Source organism: Halorubrum zhoui (assembly GCF_051194155.1).
Taxonomy (GTDB): Archaea; Halobacteriota; Halobacteria; order Halobacteriales; family Haloferacaceae; genus Halorubrum.
On the sequence record NZ_JBLZNJ010000003.1, the window covers coordinates 582,991 to 601,495 of the forward strand.

18 protein-coding genes are annotated in these 18,505 nt (G+C 65.7%); 12 read left to right on the top strand and 6 right to left on the bottom strand.

Features of this window, described 5'->3' with window-relative positions; genetic code table 11:
• Positions 1–6: 6 nt before the first annotated feature.
• The 3 genes from ACNTAO_RS07090 to ACNTAO_RS07100 all read right to left on the bottom strand — a co-directional run bounded on the left by ACNTAO_RS07090 (position 7) and on the right by ACNTAO_RS07100 (position 1,196).
• Positions 7–459: a DUF7346 family protein gene (locus tag ACNTAO_RS07090; RefSeq protein WP_435161266.1), complete on the bottom strand. Its 453-nt coding sequence runs from the start codon at positions 457–459 to the stop codon at positions 7–9.
• A gap of 26 nt (positions 460–485) precedes the next feature.
• Positions 486–923 (bottom strand): DUF7322 domain-containing protein, encoded by a 438-nt coding sequence (locus ACNTAO_RS07095; protein ID WP_435161267.1) that lies wholly within the window; start codon positions 921–923, stop codon positions 486–488.
• Positions 924–1,022: 99 nt separating this feature from the next.
• A complete protein-coding gene (locus ACNTAO_RS07100) occupies positions 1,023–1,196 on the bottom strand; it encodes a DUF7331 family protein (RefSeq protein WP_435161268.1) in 174 nt (57 codons plus the stop codon).
• Between the two features lie 144 nt (positions 1,197–1,340).
• On the opposite strand from ACNTAO_RS07100, the gene ACNTAO_RS07105 reads away from it, so the two are divergent.
• The 6 genes from ACNTAO_RS07105 (at position 1,341) to ACNTAO_RS07130 (ending at position 10,201) form a co-directional block, all read left to right on the top strand.
• Positions 1,341–5,345, top strand: a complete 4,005-nt coding sequence (locus ACNTAO_RS07105) for a DNA polymerase domain-containing protein (RefSeq protein ID WP_435161269.1) — start codon at positions 1,341–1,343, stop codon at positions 5,343–5,345.
• Between the two features lie 123 nt (positions 5,346–5,468).
• On the top strand, positions 5,469–6,386 hold the full coding sequence (locus tag ACNTAO_RS07110; RefSeq protein WP_435161270.1) for an ABC transporter ATP-binding protein: 918 nt from the start codon (positions 5,469–5,471) through the stop codon (positions 6,384–6,386).
• A gap of 27 nt (positions 6,387–6,413) precedes the next feature.
• Positions 6,414–7,841, top strand: a complete 1,428-nt coding sequence (sufB, locus tag ACNTAO_RS07115) for a Fe-S cluster assembly protein SufB (protein WP_435161271.1) — start codon at positions 6,414–6,416, stop codon at positions 7,839–7,841.
• A 6-nt stretch (positions 7,842–7,847) separates the two neighbouring features.
• A complete protein-coding gene (gene sufD, locus ACNTAO_RS07120; RefSeq protein WP_435161272.1) occupies positions 7,848–9,062 on the top strand; it encodes a Fe-S cluster assembly protein SufD in 1,215 nt (404 codons plus the stop codon).
• A gap of 142 nt (positions 9,063–9,204) precedes the next feature.
• Positions 9,205–9,690, top strand: coding sequence for a ferritin-like domain-containing protein (locus ACNTAO_RS07125; RefSeq protein WP_435161273.1), 486 nt, complete (start codon positions 9,205–9,207; stop codon positions 9,688–9,690).
• A 73-nt stretch (positions 9,691–9,763) separates the two neighbouring features.
• The gene (locus tag ACNTAO_RS07130) at positions 9,764–10,201 is read left to right on the top strand and encodes a metal-dependent transcriptional regulator (protein ID WP_435161274.1); all 438 of its coding nucleotides are present in this window, start codon (positions 9,764–9,766) and stop codon (positions 10,199–10,201) included.
• 35 nt (positions 10,202–10,236) lie between these two features.
• Here the strand turns inward: ACNTAO_RS07130 and prf1 are convergent, their stop codons facing one another.
• Positions 10,237–11,490 carry a peptide chain release factor aRF-1 gene (prf1, locus tag ACNTAO_RS07135; RefSeq protein WP_435161275.1) on the bottom strand — a complete coding sequence of 418 codons (1,254 nt, stop codon included), beginning with the start codon at positions 11,488–11,490 and terminating at the stop codon, positions 10,237–10,239.
• 146 nt (positions 11,491–11,636) lie between these two features.
• On the opposite strand from prf1, the gene ACNTAO_RS07140 reads away from it, so the two are divergent.
• Complete coding sequence (locus ACNTAO_RS07140; protein WP_435161276.1) at positions 11,637–11,939, top strand: DUF7853 family protein; 303 nt, start codon at positions 11,637–11,639, stop codon at positions 11,937–11,939.
• A 107-nt stretch (positions 11,940–12,046) separates the two neighbouring features.
• Here the strand turns inward: ACNTAO_RS07140 and ACNTAO_RS07145 are convergent, their stop codons facing one another.
• Positions 12,047–12,691, bottom strand: a complete 645-nt coding sequence (locus ACNTAO_RS07145; RefSeq protein ID WP_435161374.1) for a DUF502 domain-containing protein — start codon at positions 12,689–12,691, stop codon at positions 12,047–12,049.
• 135 nt (positions 12,692–12,826) lie between these two features.
• Between ACNTAO_RS07145 and ACNTAO_RS07150 the strand changes: the two genes are divergently transcribed.
• From ACNTAO_RS07150 to ACNTAO_RS07170, 5 genes are all read left to right on the top strand, one after another.
• Positions 12,827–13,369, top strand: coding sequence for a CDP-2,3-bis-(O-geranylgeranyl)-sn-glycerol synthase (locus ACNTAO_RS07150; RefSeq protein ID WP_435161277.1), 543 nt, complete (start codon positions 12,827–12,829; stop codon positions 13,367–13,369).
• Between the two features lie 107 nt (positions 13,370–13,476).
• Positions 13,477–13,656: an HVO_0416 family zinc finger protein gene (locus ACNTAO_RS07155; protein ID WP_435161278.1), complete on the top strand. Its 180-nt coding sequence runs from the start codon at positions 13,477–13,479 to the stop codon at positions 13,654–13,656.
• Between the two features lie 83 nt (positions 13,657–13,739).
• Complete coding sequence (locus ACNTAO_RS07160; RefSeq protein ID WP_435161279.1) at positions 13,740–13,898, top strand: DUF7563 family protein; 159 nt, start codon at positions 13,740–13,742, stop codon at positions 13,896–13,898.
• A 161-nt stretch (positions 13,899–14,059) separates the two neighbouring features.
• The gene (locus ACNTAO_RS07165) at positions 14,060–15,904 is read left to right on the top strand and encodes a UvrD-helicase domain-containing protein (RefSeq protein WP_435161280.1); all 1,845 of its coding nucleotides are present in this window, start codon (positions 14,060–14,062) and stop codon (positions 15,902–15,904) included.
• Positions 15,901–17,379, top strand: a complete 1,479-nt coding sequence (locus ACNTAO_RS07170; RefSeq protein ID WP_435161281.1) for a M24 family metallopeptidase — start codon at positions 15,901–15,903, stop codon at positions 17,377–17,379. Before ACNTAO_RS07165 ends, ACNTAO_RS07170 begins: the two co-directional genes overlap by 4 nt.
• Before the next feature lie 52 nt (positions 17,380–17,431).
• On the opposite strand, the gene ACNTAO_RS07175 is transcribed toward ACNTAO_RS07170, so the two are convergent.
• Positions 17,432–18,481 carry a pyridoxal-phosphate-dependent aminotransferase family protein gene (locus tag ACNTAO_RS07175; RefSeq protein WP_435161283.1) on the bottom strand — a complete coding sequence of 350 codons (1,050 nt, stop codon included), beginning with the start codon at positions 18,479–18,481 and terminating at the stop codon, positions 17,432–17,434.
• Positions 18,482–18,505: the final 24 nt, after the last annotated feature.

Sequence of the window (18,505 nt, forward strand, 5' to 3'; positions counted from 1 at the left end):
CTGTGCTCAGCCATCCGCAGAATGCACGTCGGCGTCGCGAGCGCGAAGCGACACGATCGCGCCCCTCGCGAGGTCGGTCGCGGCGTACCCACGCCGGCCGTCAACCTCGGTAGCGTCGACCAGTCCGGCGACCTGGAGCTCCGTGAGCCGTCCGTGGAGGTCGGACTCACACAGGTCGTACGCGTCAAGCACGGTGACCGCCGCGAGTGGGCCTCGGTCGACGAGTTCGACGAGGAGGCCGAGCGTCTCGTCGTCGTGCACCGCTCGGATCAGCCGCCGAACCGGTTCGTCGACGGCGCCAGCGGCGGTCGACAGCGGGGACGCCTCGTCGACCAGCTCCAACTCGGCGTTCGGCACGTAGCGTTCTTCGCCCGTCTTTGGATCGCGGATTCGGCTCGACTCACTCGACCGTTTCAAAAGGAGGTATGCGGTTCCGTCCGCGTCTCGGACCGTTCGCATAGAGTATCTGAGACGAGTGAGACGTATTATGCTTCCGGGGAGTCGTCGTCGGTCGGATCGTCGGCCGAGGCGTCGGTCGGATCGTTGGCGACCTCGACGGCACCCAGTTCGCGCTCGTCTGCGGACTCGCGCGACTGGTCCCACGCTCGCCACGTCTGGTAGGTTCGTACGCCGGCAAGGACCCCAACGAAGAGGAGGAGCGCACCGACTTGGGTCATTCCCTCGAAGAACCACACCATCGGACCGAGCGCGACGAGGAGGACCGCGACGTTCGCGTAGATGACGGCGGCGACGAACGCGCTCAGAGTGTTGTTGTCGAGGTCGCTCGCGCCCGCGAAGTCGCCGCCGTCGTCGAACGTCTTCACCTTCGGCGCCTCGGGGACGTCGGGCCGAAGCTCTCGCTCGGCGTCGGACGGTTCACCGAACGGGATCTCGCCTTCGTCCTCCTCGTCGACGGGTAACACACCGTACGGAACGAGACGACGGGGGAAAGTCGTTGTGCCCGGCAGCCGGTGGCGCATCGAAGCGGTCGTCCATCCGACGGTCGGCGACACGGCGATCGGTCAGGTGGCGTCAGCGAGCGGGATCGTCTGTGTCGACTCGACCCACGCGAGCGGGTTGCCGGCGTCGAAGAACACCACGTTGCCGTCGTCTTCGTACGCCTCTACCTCGACGGCTGCCGCCTGGAGGGTTCCGGAGCAGTGCGTCGGGTCGTCCCGGCGAGGGGTCGATGACATGGACTGTGTTAGGTTCTCACACGGTATAGATGTTTCCGTGGCGTCGCACAGACCACCGGCCGGGGCGGTGACGTACGGGCCGTGGAGTGGGGCTCGTCGGCCCGAACGCCGAGCTTTTTAGCGCGGTACGCACAAAAGAGTAGTATGACTCAGTCGGGGCTCTCGGACTTCTCTGCGCCCGAAGGGGCGACCGGCGACGGATCCGACGCGAGCCGGGACGACCTCGCCGCGGCGGAGGCGAAGGTCGTCGCGGGTGGCGGACACGGGCGCGTCAGCGACGTCGTCGACGTCGACGAGGCCGCGTTTCCGGCGTCGACCGGCACCGTCGAACTGCTCGTCACCCAGATCGATTACACCGTCGAGGGGTACGGCGACGACGAGTACCCCGTCGTCCACGTGTTCGGCCGTCGACCGGTCTCCGACGGCAACGACGTCACAGAACACGTCCGCGTGCTCGGCGTCGAGCCGTACTTTTACGTTCCCACGGCGGAGCTCGATGCCGACCCGGTAGACGTGTACGACGCCGTCATCGGCACTCGTGAGACCGATCCGGACGGAGACAGATACGAGAGCATCCGCGGGGAGTCGCTCACGCGGATCGTGACGCGGACGCCCCGTGACGTGGGGACCATCCGTGACGAGTTCGAGACGACCTTCGAGGCCGACATTCGGTTTCCCAACCGGTTCCTGATCGACAACGGTCTCAACGGTGGGCTCCGCGTCGAAGAGCGCCGGCTCGACGACGACGCGGGAACCATACAGGTTCACGAGGGACACCTCGAGCCGGCCGACGTCGACGCCGAACTCCGGGTGAACACCTTCGACATCGAAGTCGACGACCGGCGAGGGTTTCCCGAGGACGGCGAAGAGCCGATCATCTGTCTCACCAGTCACGACTCTTACGACGACGAGTACGTCGTCTGGCTGTACGAGGCGCCCGACGCGGAGGTGCCGCCGCCCGAGGACCTGTCCGAGTACGAGGGCATCGGCGACGACGACGTCGCACTCGACGTTCGGACCTACGAGACGGAGGCGGCTATGCTCGACGCGTTCGTGACGTACCTCGGTGAGACGGACCCCGACGTCGCGACCGGGTGGAACTTCGAGGACTTCGACGCGCCGTACCTGCTCGACCGCTTGGAGGTCCTCGACGAGCGCACCGACGAGTACGACCTCTCTATCGAACGGCTCTCGCGCGTCGACGAGGTGTGGCGGTCCGGGTGGGGCGGCCCGAACATCAAGGGACTCGTGGTGTTCGACCTGCTGTACGCGTACAAGCGGACCATGTTCACCGAACTCGAGTCGTATCGGCTGGACGCGGTCGGCGAACGCGAACTCGGCGTCGGCAAGGAGCGGTACGCCGGCGACATCGGCGACCTCTGGGAGCAGGACCCAGAACGGCTGTTAGCGTACAGCGTCCGGGACGTCGAACTCTGCGTCGAGATCGACCGGAAACAGGACGTGATCGCCTTCTGGGACGAGGTGCGCACCTTCGTTGGCTGTACGATCGAGGACGCGCCGACCCCCGGCGACGCCGTCGACATGTACGTCCTCCACAAGGCGTTCGGGAAGTTCGCGCTCCCGACGAAGGGCCAACAGGAGTCGGAGGACTTCGAGGGCGGTGCCGTCTTCGACCCGATTACGGGCGTCAAAGAGATGGTGACGGTCCAGGATCTGAAGTCGCTGTACCCGATGTGTATGGTGACGATCAACGCCGGTCCGGAGACGAAAGTCGACCCCGAGGCGTACGACGGCGAGACGTACGTCGCACCCAACGGGACCCACTTCAGGAAGGAGCCGGACGGCATCATGCGTGAGATGGTCGACGAACTGCTCTCCGAGCGCGAACAGAAGAAGGCGCTCCGGAACGACCACGACCCCGGTACCGAGCCGTACGAGCAGTACGACAGACAGCAAGGAGCTGTCAAGGTCATTATGAACTGCTTCACGCCGGACACCGAAGTCGTGACTCCCGACGGCGTTCGGTCGATCACGGATCTGGAGGTCGGCGACCCTGTGTACTCGCTCGACCCCGACACGGAGGAGATGGCGGTCAAGACCGTCGAGGAGACCCACGCGTACCCCAACTACCGAGGAGAACTCGTCGATATCGAGACCTCGAAGACCGACTTTCGCGTGACGCCAAACCACCGGATGCTCGTCCGGAAGAACCAGACGAACGGGATCACCGAGGACGGGTACGGGTTCGTGGAGGCGGGCGACCTCGACCGGGCGACGAACTACGAGCTACCCCACGACTGGGACGGACCGGACGGCGAGCGGGTCGACGAAGTCGATCTGACGGAGCTGATCGACGGCGAGTACGAGGTCTGGGTCCGACCGAGCGTCCACGGGCACGCGTTCACCGCCGGGCTCGGCTGGACGCCGCGACGGGTCCCGAAGGCGGACAGTGGACAGGCCGGCTACGTCTTCGCCGCTGAGGAGTTCGAAGACCACCGCGGGTACGTCGAGTCGGTTTGTGAGACGAGCTTCGTCCGCCACGAGTCCAGTCAAGAGTGGATCCCGCGAGTATTCGACGGCGACGACTTCCTCGAACTACTCGCGTGGTACGTCACAGAAGGGAACGTGTACACGCCAGCGGAGAAGCGATTCGGCGACGACCGTCGCGGCTCCGCGACCACGATACGGATCGCACAGCGCGCCGTGGCCGACGGCGGCGACTCCGGTCACGAGACGATCGGTCAGCTCCTCGACCGGATGGAACTGGGCTACTACGTCGACGACCGCAGCTATCAGTTCACCTCGGAGCTGCTCGGAGATCTCCTTCAAGATCGCTGTGGAGGCGGGAGCGTCGAGAAACGGATCCCGGATCGGGTCTTCGAGGCGAGCGCGACACAAAAGCGCGCGTTCTTGGAAACGCTGATCGACGGCGACGGCGACCACCAGACCGGATCGTGGCGGTACACGACGTCGAGCGAGCGGCTTCGAGACGACGTGCTCCGCCTGTGTGCGCACCTCGGACTCACCGCGAACTACACCCGCGACAGCGGAAGCTGGCGGATTTACGTCACAGAGGGCGGGAAGAACACGCTCCGGATGAATCGGAGCGGGTCCCGGAGCGAGGCCGACGACGGGGTCTACTGTGTGACTGTCGAGGACAACCACACGCTGCTCGCGGGGCGGAACGGAAAGTTCCAGTTCGTCGGGCAGTCGCTCTACGGCGTGACGGGATGGGATCGGTTCCGACTCTACGACAAGGAGGGGGCGGCGGCCGTTACGGCGACCGGCCGGGAGGTGATCGACTTCACCGAGGAGGCAGCCAGCGAACTCGACCACGAAGTCGCATACGGAGATACTGACAGTATTATGATATCTTTATCCGACATGTCAAAAGGAGATGCTATCGAGACCTCCTTCGACATACAAGCCCACATCAACGAGCGGTACGACGACTTCGCGCGCGACGAACTCAACGCCGAGTTCCATCGCTTCCAGATCGAGTTCGAGAAGCTCTATCGGCGGTTCTTTCAGGCGGGCAAGAAGAAGCGGTACGCGGGCCACATCGTCTGGAAGGAGGGCAAGGACGTCGACGACATCGACATCACCGGCTTCGAGTACAAGCGCTCCGACATCGCGGGTATCACGAAGGAGGTCCAACAACACGTCATCGAGACAATCGTCACGGGCGACGACATCGATGAGGACCTCGAGACAGTGAAGGCGTACCTCGCAGACATCATCGACGACTTCCTCGCGGGAAACGTCGACGTCGAGGAGGTCGGAATCCCGGGCGGAATCGGCAAGAAGCTCGACGCCTACGAGACGCCGACGGCGCAGGTTCGCGGCGCACAATACGCCAACGAGCTGTTGGGGACGAACTTCGGGAGCGGGTCGAAGCCAAAGCGACTCTACCTCTCGAAGGTGCACCCGGACTTCTGGCAGCGGATGGAGTCGGAGGAGGGACTCGACCCGCAGCGGAACGGGCTCTACGGGGAGTTCAAGCGCGACCCAGACGTAATCTGTTTCGAGTACGCCGATCAGATTCCCGACGAGTTCGAGATCGACTGGGAGAAGATGCTCGAGAAGACGCTCAAAGGACCGATCGAACGGATCATCGAGGCACTCGGGACCTCTTGGGAGGAGGTCAAGACGGGTCAAGAGCAGACCGGACTTGGCTCGTTTATGTGACGTTAGAAACTCGGGTTTTCGTCCGTGAAAGAAATCTTCTCGAAAGTGTGATTTTCGACGGAGAATCCGTAACTATTAACGTCGAGAGCCCCCATCATAGAAACACGAGGCACCTCACCACAGATGGCAACTCTCGAGATTACGAACCTACACGCACGAGTCGCAGAAGAGGGCGGTGAACGGATCCTTCGCGGTGTCGACCTCGAGGTCGAGTCCGGCGAGATCCACGCGCTCATGGGACCGAACGGCTCCGGGAAGTCGACGACCGCGAAGGTCATCGCCGGTCACCCGGCGTACGAAGTCACAGACGGCAGCGTCGCGCTTCACCTCGAAGAGGCTGACGTCGAAGACATCGACGTCGAACTCGACGACGAAGACTACCACTGGGAGCTGCTCGATCTCGAGCCGAACGAGCGCGCCGCACTCGGCATCTTCCTCGGGTTCCAGTACCCGGCCGAGATCGAAGGCGTCACGATGACGAACTTCCTCCGACAGGCGCTCAACGCGAAGGCCGACGAGCGCGAGGAGCTCTTCGAGGACGAAGACGACGAAGAAGCCGAAGCCGACGACGACGCCGGCTACGACACCTCCCCGATGGAGGGTCCCGCTGACGACGGCGAGATCGGCGTCGCCGAGTTCCAGGAGATCCTCTCAGAGAAGATGGAGCTCTTGGATATGGACGAGAAGTTCATGCAGCGCTACCTCAACGCCGGCTTCTCCGGCGGTGAGAAGAAACAGAACGAGGTTCTCCAGGCGGCGATGCTCGAGCCCTCGGTCGCGGTGCTCGACGAGATCGACTCCGGACTCGACATCGACCGGCTCCAGGACGTCTCGAAGGGCATCAACGCGCTTCGCGACGAGCAGGGAACCGGCATCCTCCAGATCACCCACTACCAGCGCATTCTCGACTACGTCGAGCCGGACCGCGTCCACGTGATGCTCGACGGCGAGGTCGCAAAGAGCGGCGGTCCCGAGCTCGCAGAGAAGCTCGAGGACGAGGGGTACGACTGGGTCCGCGAGGACGTCTACGAGGCAGCGTAAGCAACCAGCCGACCACGAGATACACACATGAGTTCACAAGATCACCTGAAAGAGACGGACACCGAGGCGCGCTTCGAGTTCAAAAAAGAAGAAAACTCCGCGTTCAAAAGCGAGCGCGGCCTCGACGAGGAGACCATCCGCGTCATCTCCGAGGACAAAGACGAGCCCGAGTGGATGCTCCAGCGTCGCCTCCGCGCCTTAGAACAGTTCCAGGCCATGCCAATGCCTACCGACTGGCCCGAAGCGCCCGACCTCTCTGAAATCGACATCGACGAGATCGTTCCCTACATCCGCCCCGACATCGACGTCCGCGGCGGCGTCGACGACTGGACCGACCTCCCCGACGACATCAAGGACACCTTCGACAAACTCGGCATCCCAGAGGCCGAAAAGAACGCCCTCTCCGGTGTCGGTGCCCAGTACGAGTCCGAAATCGTCTACCAGAACATGCAGGAACGCTGGGAGGAGAAAGGCGTCGTCTTCTGTGACATGGACAAGGCCGTCCAGGAGCACGAAGACCTCGTCAAAGAGTACTTCATGACCAAGGCCGTCCCCCCGAGCGACAACAAGTTCGCCGCGCTTCACGGCGCCATCTGGTCCGGCGGCTCGTTCGTCTACGTCCCCGAGGACACCACCGTCGAAATGCCCATCCAGGCGTACTTCCGGATGAACTCCGAGGGGATGGGCCAGTTCGAACACACCCTCATCATCGCCGAGGAGGGCTCGGAAGTCCACTACATCGAGGGGTGTTCGGCCCCCAAGTACTCCGCGTTCAACCTCCACTCGGGCGGCGTCGAAGTCTTCGTCAAAGAAGACGCCCACGTCCAGTACTCGACGGTGCAAAACTGGTCGAAGAACACGTACAACCTGAACACGAAGCGCGCGATCGCGGAGAAGAACGGCCGCATGGAGTGGATTTCGGGCTCGATGGGCTCGAAAGCCACGATGCTGTACCCGTCGACGATCCTGAAGGGTCGCGGCGCGTCGGACAACCACATCACGATCGCGTTCGCGGGCGACGGCCAGGACATCGACACGGGCGCGAAAGTGTACCACAACGCGCCGGAGACGAAGTCGACGATCGAGTCGAAGTCGATTTCGAAAGACGGCGGCCGGACGAACTACCGCGGGTTGGTCCACATCGCAGACGGCGCAGAGAACTCCTCGACGGCCGTGGAGTGTGACGCGCTGATGTTCGACAACGAGTCGACATCGGACACGATGCCGTACATGGAGATCAACGAGTCGAAAGTGGACGTGGCCCACGAGGCGACGGTGGGGAAGATCGGCGACGAGGACATCTTCTACCTGCAGTCGCGAGGACTCGACGACGACGACGCAAAACAAATGATCGTCTCCGGATTCATCGAACCGATCACGGAAGAACTCCCGATCGAGTACGCGGTCGAACTCAACCGACTCGTCGAACTCGAAATGGAGGGCTCGCTCGGGTAATCCATCATGAGCACACAAGCAATCGAGAGCCTCTCTGAGGACACCGTACGACGCATCGCCGACGACCGCGACGAGCCCGAGTGGCTCCTCGAAGCCCGCCTCGAGGCGCTCGAGGCGCTCGAGACGGCCGAGTTGCCCGACGTCATCCAGACGCCCGGACGCCGCTGGACCGACCTCGAGGCACTCGACTTCGAGGCGCTCGTCGACCCGTTGAATCAGGCCGACGAGACCGAGCGAGGCGGCGGCAGCGACGAGGTCGTCGTCGCGCCGTTCACCGAGGCGTTCGAAGAGTACGGCGACGTCCTCGAGGCGCACTTCGGGACGGTGCTCGACCCCGCCGAGAACTACCTCACCGCGCTGTCGGTCGCGCTGTTCACGACCGGGACGTTCGTCTACGTGCCCGAGGGCGTCGATGTCGAAGACGTCACGGTCCGCGCGGAGATGAACTCGCGGTCGTTGTTCAGCCAGACGCTCGTCGTGGCCGAGGAGTCGTCGTCAGTGACGATCCTCGAGTCGATCGCCTCGGGTGACGGCGACGTGGACGGCGACCGGTACTTCTCGAACCTCGTCGAGATCGTCGGCGGTGAGAACGCCGACGTCCAGTTCGGGTCCCTCCAGAACCTCGACGACGAGACGTACACCTACTCGCTGAAGCGCGGCGTGACAGACACGTACGCGACGATAGACTGGATCGAGAGCAACTTCGGCTCGAAGCTCACCCGGTCCGACGTCGAGACGGAGCTGAACGGCGACGGCTCCGAGAGCCAGATCGTCGGAACGTTCTTCGGCAGCGAAGACCAACACTTCGACGTCAACGCTCGCGTCTGGCATCAGGCCGAGCACACGACGGCCGACCTCGTCACGCGCGGCGTGCTCGACGACGTTGCCCGCTCGGTGTACGAGGGCGTCCAAGACGTCGGCGACGACGCGTGGAACACCTCGAGTTACCAGCGTGAGAACACCCTGATGCTCTCGGACGAGGCCGAAGCGGACGCGTCGCCGAAGCTGATCATCCACAATCACGACACCGAGGCCTCGCACTCGGCGACGGTCGGGCAGGTCGACGCGGAGGACCTGTTCTACCTCGAGAGCCGGTCGGTCGACTCGCGGTCGGCACGAAACATGCTCGTTGAGGGCTTCTTCGTGCCCGTTCTCGAGGAGATCGCGGTCGACGAGTTCCGACAGGACGTCGAGGACCTCGTCCAGGCGCGGCTCGGGTAGGCACGACGGCTGCAGGCCGAGTGTTTGCGCGGACGCCAGCGCACCGAGTCGGCTGCCACGCGACGTGAGGGAACGGCTTAAGTCAGAACGGGACCGACGCATCGAGTATGCGAACGGGTGAACAGCGCGACGGGTGGTCGTCGTGAGCGTCAGTCAGCGGGTCTCTTCGGACGACCAGCTCGCCCGGCTGCTCCAGATCGGGATCGTCTTAGAACAGGTCGTCGAGGCGCGCGCCCACCATCACACGGAGAGCCTCGAGGAAGAGCTCGACGAGGAGGTAGAGACGCTGCTCGCCGAGGCCGCCGCCGAGTCGGCGGACCACCGCGGTCGGCTCGAGGCGCTGGTCGACGCGCTCGGTGTCGACAGCGTCCCCTTCGAGGAGATCGAGTCGTTAGTCGACGCGCGGTACGGGCAGACGAGACCGGAGGACTTCGACGGCGTGTTGTACGACCAGCTGTGTAACGAAGAGACCGCCTACAAGTTCTACGACGACCTCATCGGGGCGATAGTGGAGTCGGACGCGGCGTTTTCACTCGACCGGTCGGTGCTGCTTGAGACGCTACGGGCGATACGCGAGGAGGAGGCCGAGGGCGTGAGTGAGGTCACAGCCGTCATGGAGCGACGATGAGCGGGAAACGTGCCACGAGGAGCCGAACGACGAGTACGACCGCCACGGAGACGAGCGCCGACGGAGGAGAGTCGTGAACACCGCAGACCAGTATCTCAAGACGATATACGTCGTACAGCAGCAGGAGGACGGACCCGCCTCAACCGGGTCGATAGCCGACGCGCTCGACGTGAGCCCGGCGAGCGCGAACGAAATGATCGGAAAACTCGAATCCCGCGGACTCGCCGAACACGAGAAGTACAAAGGCGTCAGGCTCACCGACGACGGCATCTTCGAGGCGCGCGAGGCACTGCAGACGTACTGTATCATCGAGCGGTTCCTCGCGAACGTGCTCGCCGTCGAAGCGTTTCGTGAGGAGGCGCGCGAGCTTGAGGCGGTCATCGACGACACCGTCGCAGAGCGGCTCGATACGATCATCGACCGACAGCCCGAGTGCCCGGACTGTTTCGACCCCGACAGCGACGCCTGTGCGTGTTTAGAGGCGGTGAGCGCGCCGGTCGAATCGGAGTGACGGACGCGCGCCGTGCGGGCGCGTAGGTGGCCAGGTTAAACACCAGTCGAGTAGCGAAGGATGCCCGCGATACCGCCGAAGGCGTCGAGCAGCTGTTCGCCCTTTTCGAAGTCCGTCGAGATGAACTTCGTCTCCGTGCCGCGTTGTTCGGCGATGGACATCAGATGCTCGATGACGTCTTCGCGTGCCTCAACAGCCGCCGACTCACCACACTCAGAACACTCGTGGTCGGGCGTCGAGTGGCGGGCGTCGACGACCTCGAACTCCTCGTGACCGTTCGGACACTCGTAGACGATCACGTCAGAGCGGAGGTCTTCCGAGATGAGGAGGCGGTCGACGGATCCCATGATCAGGTTCCGGCGGGTCTGTTCGAAGCCGTAGGTGGCCTCCTCACCGGTGTTGAGGTTCTCGAAGAACTCCTCCATCTGGCGTTTGTCCTCGACGATCTCTTGATCGGCGAGGGCATCGCTCGCGGCGTCGACGAGGTCTTTCAGCCCGGACTCGTCGGTGTACGCGACGTCGAACTTTCCGAGCACCTTGTCTTGGAGCTCGTGGTGGAGGTAGTCGCCGTCGAGGAACTCGTCTTTGGTCGGGGACGGACCGCCGACGAGTACCCCGTCGAGTTCGTGACGCTTGTCCACGAAGAGGTCGTTGGCCATGCCCGCGACCTCCTGGTAGAAGTTGTCGATAGCCTCGAGCCGGAGGCGCGCGAACCGCTGGGCGGACTGCCCACCCTTGCGCTGTTTGCCGGGGACGAGCGAGGAGGCAGATTTGACCGGTTCGACCCGCTTGCCTTTCAGCCACCCCACGTTCGCCTCGCGGCGGTCTAAGACGACGAGCCCGAAGAGGCCGGAGTCGGTGAGCATGTGCTCTAACGGCTCCGTGAGGAAGTCCGAGTCACAGTGGTATCGGAACGACTCGACCGGCTGTGGGGGTGACTCGAGGGTTCGAGTCACCATGTCGGTCTGTCCGCCGCCGGCGTCGATGGCCCCAGAGAAGATCACCATTCCGTTCTCGGGCGGGTACGTGTCGTAGTAGCGAAGCCGGTCTTTGATGCTCGTGAGCGCGTCTTGGACGTTTGTCCGGGTCTGTTTGGACTTGATGTTGGACGCCTCGCTGTGTTCTTGGGTGACGTGGGCGACGACGTCGGAGATCTGTCTGTCTTCGGGGATGTAGATCGTGACGAGCTGTGTGCCGGAGCCCTCGTACGCTTTGAGCTCCTCGATGACCTTGCGGAACTCGTACTTCCGTCGGTCCGTGGAGTCTCCCGTGGTGCTCGTGTTGCTCATGCTGGTCTCTTCGTGGTACGAAGTGGCCAACACAGTAAAGATACCCGACTTCTCGTCTCGGGCCGGCTGGCGGTCGAGGAGGCGGTCAGAACGCGTGGTCGGGCGGAAGGTAGTTTTATCACCCTCCATCGGGAGGACCCAGGTGCATGACCCCGCCCCACGACGACTCGGTCCGCCTGCCGTCCTCCACCGCGGAGGCGTGGGTCGCACACGCGGCGCTGCTCGACGCCTACGAGCGCGCCGTCGACGCCGGCGAAGACGGGAGCCGACACGGCGAAGCACTCGAGCAGATAGAGGCGGGGTGCGCGCTCGACCGAGCCGGTCGCGTGCTCCTCTGTGAGGCGCTCGTCGAGTACCTCGCCGACGCCCCGCTTCGCGACCGTGCCGTCGGGCGGACCCTCCTCCGTCGGACCCGAGAGCACGGCACATCAACGAGCCAGCACGTGTGAACCGTCTCGAGGCCGAGCAACGTAGCAGTCGCCTCGGCGACGTGTGAACGCAGAGTGTGTTCGGAAGGGGGAGGCGGGGGACCGTCGGTCGTCGCGGGACGCGGACGTCACCCGGTGTGGTCGACGTCTGGCTGTGTCGGCTGGTGCTCGTCTGCTGCCTCTTCGACGGGAATCTGGTGGGCCGACTCGCCGAAGCCTGCCGAGAGGATCCGTGTCATTCCTTCTTCGACCGTCTCGCCGGTCTCGTCTACCCGGTCGGGGTCGACCTCTATCACGAAGCCGGTGGTGATGTTCGGTGCGGTCGGCATGAAGAGCACGATACGGCCGTCACGGGTCCGTTTACCCGTCCGGAACGCGGTCATGCGGTGGCCGGGCCACGTCTCGACGTAGACGGGGCTCTGAAGCTCGTCGGTGCCGGAGATGGCGGTCTCGGCGGCGAGTTTCGAGGCGTTGTACACCACGCGCAGCGCGGGGATGTGGTTGATCAGGTCGTCGACTTTCGACTCCGCGACACGACCGAGCGTCGTGCGCATGAAGTAGCCAACGCCGAGCACGAGGGTCGCGAACACCGCGAGCGCGATGACGACCCGTGAGAGCGGCGCGAGCGGTTCGGGGATCCCCGTCGGTTGGAGGGCGTCGACGAGCGGGATCGCCGCGATCTGGAGGTATATCCACCGGATGACGAGCAGCAACACCAAAAGCGGCGCCAGAACGATGAGTCCGCTGGCGAAGTCGCGTTTCCACGTAGGCATCTGTTGGCTGTGCATGCGGTGCCGCGGCTTAAGAGGGCTTTCAAACGTCGGTCAAGCGACCATTTCGTCGGCGAACTGACGACTCACGCCGGCAGATCCGGGGCATATATGACGTCGACCGTTCACCGAACGGGCATGATCGCGTCGACGATCGCGACCGCACTCTGGGCGATGGGGCCGGCGTACGTGCCCAACAACGCGGCGGTGCTCGCCGGTGGCGGCGACCCCATCGACGGCGGCCGCGAGTGGCGCGGACGTCGGCTCCTCGGGGACGGGAAGACGTGGCGCGGGTCCGCGGCCGGGACGCTCGCCGGGGTCGCGCTCGCGCTCGTGCTCAACGCGGTCGTCGGGCCGGCGAGTGGCGCTCTCGGTGTGTCGCTGCCGACGTTTCCGATATCGGTCGCACTCGCGCTCGCGGCGGGCGCGATGGCCGGCGACGTGGGGGCGTCGTTTCTCAAGCGGCGGGTCGGCCGCGAACGCGGCGCCTCGTTCCCGGGGCTCGACCAACTCGACTTCGTCGTCGGCGCGTTGGCCGCCGTCTTCGTCGTCGCCCCCGGCTGGGCGGGTGACGTGTTCACCCCGCTCGTCGTCGTCGCCGTCGTGGTCGTGACGCCGGTGCTTCACCTCGGGACGAACATCGTCGCGTACGCGGCCGGGCTCAAATCCGAACCCTGGTGACCACCCGGAGTGGGCTGGTGGCAGCCGGACCCGCGAACAGCGCGTGTTTCCAAGCGACGAGGAACGCAGAAAGATACTTATTTGTGTATGGTATACAGTGTCATGCAATGGCGACTGCACCCAGCTCCGAGGACGACCTGTTCGACGAGTTCCTTTCCGACCGCGGCCACGAGATGACGACTGGACGCTGGGAGCGATCGTATAACAAGCTCCAATGTCCGGAGTGCGGGGCCCTCCACGACGAGGGATCGATGTCGTGTACGGTGTGTGGGTGGGATCCGAGCTGAGACCCGCGAAAGCCGGCTGTCAGCGTTTCTTCCTCCGTGATCGGGGCGGCAGTATTATGTATGCCGATTTAGTAGGGGTGCGTATGCCGACGTGTCAGAACTGCGGCTCCTTCGTCACGGCCGACTACGTACGGGTGTTCACGCCGAACGACGTCGACCGCCCTCGCGTCTGTCCCGCGTGCGAAGACCTCGTGCGCGACGGTGCCGACGTCCGTGAAGCGCGCGCGACCCGGAGCAGCTGATCGCGTTCGAGCCGTCTCTCGGCGGCCTCCAGCCGACGACGAGCAGGTGCCGTCCGCCGGCGTCTAGCCGCCGTGTGGCCCGTGTAGGCGAGTGTCTACCGCGGCGCTGAGCGACCCCATGAGCCATGGCGTTTAAGCCCAACCGGCTTCAGTAGACGGTAATGACCGACCCTACGGTGACTCGGCTGTTCGGTGGTCCCGGCAGCGGAAAGACCACCGCCCTCCTCGACCGCGTCGAGGCCATCCTCGAAGACGACGGCGCCGACGTGCGAGACGTGCTCGTCGTCTCGTACACGCGCGCCGCGGCCGCCGAGATTCGCGAGCGCCTCGCGGAGCGACTCGGCGTCTCTCCCCGCAGTCTCAAAGGGAACGTGTGTACGATGCACGCGAAGGCGTACGAACTGCTCGACCTCTCGCGCGGCGACGTCGTCGGCGAGGACGACAAAGAGGCGTTCTGTACGGAGTACGGCCTCGAGTTCGAGGATCAACACGGCGGCGCCGGTCGTCGGACCGCCCGGTCGACGACGATCGGCAACAAGATCATCGCCACCTCACAGTGGCTCCAGCGGACCGAACGTGAGGTCGCAGACTGGTACGACGTCCCGTTCCAGTGGGACGTCGAGGAGGTCAGACTCCCCCCAGAAATCGACCCCAACGCCCAGCAGGGCAACAAGTACACGCCCACGTGGTCGACCGACGACGACCGGATCGACATCCCCGAGGCGATCCGTGCCTGGCGGACGTACAAAGGCGAAAACGGGCTCGTCGGGTTCGCAGACATGCTCGAACGGGTCGCCGGCCGCTCGCTCGTGCCGAGCGTCGAGTACCTCGTCATCGACGAGTTTCAGGACATCACGACGCTCCAGTACGACGTCTTCGAGGAGTGGCGTCCCCACATGGAGCGGGTGCTCATCGCCGGCGACGACGACCAAGTCGTCTACGCGTGGCAGGGCGCAGACCCCGACCTCCTCTTGGATACGCCGGTGGACGACGACGAGGTCCTCCCGAACTCCTATCGGCTGCCCTCGGAGATACTGAACGTCGTCAACGCGGAGATCCGCCACATCGACAAGCGCCAGGAAAAAGACCTCAAGCCGCGCAAGGAGGGCGGGAGCGTCGAGGCGATCGAGTCGCCCTCGATGCTCGAACTCGTCCGAAACGTCCGGTACACGGTCGACGACGAGGACGGGAGCGTGATGTGTCTGTTCCGCGCGCGCTATCAGATGTTCGACTTCATCGACGAGTTCATCGGCCACGGCATCCCCTTCACGATGTTGACCGACGGCCGAATGTGGACCGATCGGCTTCGAGACTACGTCGCGGCCGTCGAGAAGCTCGAGGCGGACGAGCCGGTGACGCTGCTCGAGGCGCGCCGGCTCGCCGACATGCTTCAAGCCTCCGCGTTCGGCACGAACGACCGGGAGACGCTGTACGACCTGCTCGACGACCGCGAGGAGGCAGCCGACACCGACGACCTCGCCGCGATCGCCGTCGAGCCGGACGCGGTGACCGACCGCGTCCCGTTCATGCCCGACCCCGAGAGCGCGGCGGACATGGTGCGGAAGGTGACGAGCTTCCAGCGCAAGTCGATGGACGCGTACTTCGCCGGCGACTACCGCGGCGCGGACCCGGACGCGGTCCGTGTCGGGACGATCCACTCCGCGAAGGGCCGGGAAGCCGACCACGTGTTCCTCGCGACGGACCTCACGGAGAAGGTAGTCGAGCAGATGGCCGCCTCCGTCGACGACCCGACGGCCGTCCCCGGCGTCGACGAGTTCACGAAGACGACGAATCCGGTTCCGGTGTTGACCGACAACGAGCGCCGAGTGTTCTACGTCGGGATGTCCCGTGCCCGCGAGCGGCTCGTGGTCTTAGAGAACCTCGTCAGCGGCGCGCCAACGCTTCCAATCAGCGTCATCCTGTTCAACGAGCGTCGCGAGGAGCCGGCACAGGAACTCGTCGAGACGGTCCAAGCGTCGGTCTCGGTGCCCGAACCCGAGCCGTGACGGCGGACGCTGGACGTCCCGCTCGCGATATCGCGCCGCTTCAGCCCGATCTCAGGCCGATTCTCGATGCGGTGACGACGGCTGCGGCGGCGGGGTTCGTCGCCGTCGGTGCCGACGCCGACCGCCGGTACCTCACGGGGCTCGACGCCTCGACGCCCGGCGGCGTCGTCGTCGTTCCCGGTGACGGTCCGACCCCGCCACGAGCGACGTGCTGTGTCCCACCCGACTGCGCCATTCGTGCCGAGGAGGCGTTCGTCGACGCGGCGCTCGATGTCCCCTCGCCCGCAACCGACCCGCCGAGCGCCGACGCGTTTCACGACGGCGTCGTTCGACAGGTCGTCGCCGTGTCGGCGGCCGACCCGACCGGTCTCGCCGTCGCGTCGGTGCTGTCGCGTGACTACGAGCGCGGCGGCGGGGACGCCGCAGACGGTGACGAGTCTATGGGGTCGCAGACTGGCGTGGACGCGAGTGGCGCGAGGGACGGAGACACCGACGGTCCGACCGTGCTCGTCCCGCGGTCGATCCCGCACGACGCGGCGCTTTACCTCGAGCGTGCGGGCTTCGCCGTCGCGTCGACGACGGCCGTTCGGGACGCGCGCGCACAGAAGCGCCCCAGAGCCGTCGACCGTATCCGTCGAGCACAGCGCGCGGCCGCTGCGGCGATGGCGCGTGCAGAGACGATGCTCGCTCGCGCGACGGTGGCGCGTCGCGACGACCCAAAGGTGGACACGGACGCGATGGGCGACACCGTCGGCGCCGACGGCGTCGCCACCGACGACACGGCCGACCCACGCCCGGTGTGCCGTCTCGACGGCGAATCGCTCACCGTCGGTCGGCTCCGTCGGGCGGTGCACGCGACGCTCGCCACACGCGGCATGTACGGGGACGGTGCCGTCGTCGCCGCAGGACCCGCATCGGTCGCGCGTCGGCCCCCGATTCACGACGCGGCACCGGTTCGACCGGGAGCGCCCGTCGTGGTGTCGATCACGCCGCGCGGGCCGTCGGGGTACCACGGGCGGCTCACGCGAACGTTCGTCGTCGACGGCGACGGCGGGTGGGACCGGCGGGCGTACGTTGCGGTCGAGGCGGCACAGGCGGCCGCGCTCGCCGAGGTGACGCCCGGCACGGTCGCCGCCGCGGTCGGCGAGGAGGCAGCCGCCGAGATTGCGGCGTACGGGTTCGATCCGGCGGCAGACCGCACCGAGCCCGACTACGTTCACGACGCCGGCGGCGGCATCGGCCTCTCGGCGCGCGAGCCGCCTTCGCTCGCGAGCGACTCGGTGCTCCGAGCCGGACACACGCTCGCCGTCGAACCGGGCATCTCACACCCAGCACACGGCGGTGTTCGGCTCGGAGACGTCGTCGTGGTCACCGACGATGGCGCCGAGCGGCTCGTCGAGTACCCGTTCGGAACGACGCCGGCGGTGCGGTCGACCGACGGGGCCGACGAGCCGGTGACACGGTCGAACGAGTGAGGTGCCAGATTGGGCGTTCGACTCCACTCTTCGACCCGTCGGCGTGTGGCGGTCACCCGACGACCGCCGCCAGTGCGTCCATGGCGCGGTCGACCCGGTCGAAGTCGGCGTTGTACCCCATGTGTCCGACTCGGAGGACGTCGTCGGCGAGGTCGCCGAGGCCGGTCGCGAGCACGACGTTGTGTTCGTCGGCGAGGTCGCGCTGGACGCGCGCCGCCTCGCCGGGTAGCGACAGCGCCGTCACCGTCGGTGCGCTCCGGGCGGGATCGGCGTAGCAGTCGATGCCGATCTCGGCGGCCCGCTCGCGACAGTGTGCGGCGACGGACTCGTGTCTGGCGTACACCGTGTCGAGCCCCTCCTCGAGGAGCATCGCGAGCGACTCGTCGAGCGCGGCGACGAGCGCCGACAGGTGGGTGTACGGGAACCCGTCGGAGACGTCCCGCCAGGGCGCCAGGTTCGTGTACAGCGACGCCGGGTCGGTCGCCTCGACCGCGTCCCACGCGCGCTCGCTCACCGAGACGGTCGTGAGCCCGGGCGGCGCACTCAACGCTTTCTGTGAGGCACCGAGACAGATGTCGACGCCGTCAGACGGGACCGGCATCCCGCCGAGCGAGGAGACGGCGTCGACGACCGTGAGCACGTCGTGGTCGGCCAGCTTTGTGAGGATCGGCTCGAGGTCGGTGACGACGCCCGTCGGCGTCTCACAGTGGACCATCGTCGCGGCCGCGAACTCGTGCTCAGCGAGCGCAGCCTCGACCGCCGCGACGTCGAGTGGCTCGTCGTAGTCCGCCGAGACGACCGTCGGCTCCCCGTCGTACTGCCGGACGAAGTCGGCGAAGCCGTCGCCGTAGACCCCGTTCGAGACGCACAGCACCCGGTCGCCAGGAGTAATAGTCGACGCGATCGCCGCCTCAAGACCCAAGATCCCCTCGCCGCCGAGGACGACCACGTCGTCGTCGGTGCCGTATACGGTCTGGAGGGCCGCACAGACGTCGGCGTAGCGGTCGTCGAACGCCGGTTCGACGTCCGGGTTGAGGGCGGGCTCGGCGAGCCGGTCGCGGACGCGCGGTGGGACGGCCGTCGGGCCGGGTGTGAGACGCATGCGTATCGGGTAGACGGGCCCCGC

Coding starts and splice junctions, on each gene's coding strand:
- ACNTAO_RS07090 (WP_435161266.1), bottom strand. CDS start 459: ATGCGAACGGTCCGAGACGCGGACGGAACCGCATACCTCCTTTTGAAA.
- ACNTAO_RS07145 (WP_435161374.1), bottom strand. CDS start 12,691: ATGCCTACGTGGAAACGCGACTTCGCCAGCGGACTCATCGTTCTGGCG.
- ACNTAO_RS07165 (WP_435161280.1), top strand. CDS start 14,060: ATGACCGACCCTACGGTGACTCGGCTGTTCGGTGGTCCCGGCAGCGGA.
- prf1 (WP_435161275.1), bottom strand. CDS start 11,490: ATGAGCAACACGAGCACCACGGGAGACTCCACGGACCGACGGAAGTAC.
- ACNTAO_RS07175 (WP_435161283.1), bottom strand. CDS start 18,481: ATGCGTCTCACACCCGGCCCGACGGCCGTCCCACCGCGCGTCCGCGAC.
- ACNTAO_RS07105 (WP_435161269.1), top strand. CDS start 1,341: ATGACTCAGTCGGGGCTCTCGGACTTCTCTGCGCCCGAAGGGGCGACC.
- ACNTAO_RS07155 (WP_435161278.1), top strand. CDS start 13,477: ATGGCGACTGCACCCAGCTCCGAGGACGACCTGTTCGACGAGTTCCTT.
- ACNTAO_RS07100 (WP_435161268.1), bottom strand. CDS start 1,196: ATGTCATCGACCCCTCGCCGGGACGACCCGACGCACTGCTCCGGAACC.
- sufB (WP_435161271.1), top strand. CDS start 6,414: ATGAGTTCACAAGATCACCTGAAAGAGACGGACACCGAGGCGCGCTTC.
- ACNTAO_RS07110 (WP_435161270.1), top strand. CDS start 5,469: ATGGCAACTCTCGAGATTACGAACCTACACGCACGAGTCGCAGAAGAG.
- ACNTAO_RS07150 (WP_435161277.1), top strand. CDS start 12,827: ATGATCGCGTCGACGATCGCGACCGCACTCTGGGCGATGGGGCCGGCG.
- sufD (WP_435161272.1), top strand. CDS start 7,848: ATGAGCACACAAGCAATCGAGAGCCTCTCTGAGGACACCGTACGACGC.
- ACNTAO_RS07160 (WP_435161279.1), top strand. CDS start 13,740: ATGCCGACGTGTCAGAACTGCGGCTCCTTCGTCACGGCCGACTACGTA.
- ACNTAO_RS07140 (WP_435161276.1), top strand. CDS start 11,637: ATGACCCCGCCCCACGACGACTCGGTCCGCCTGCCGTCCTCCACCGCG.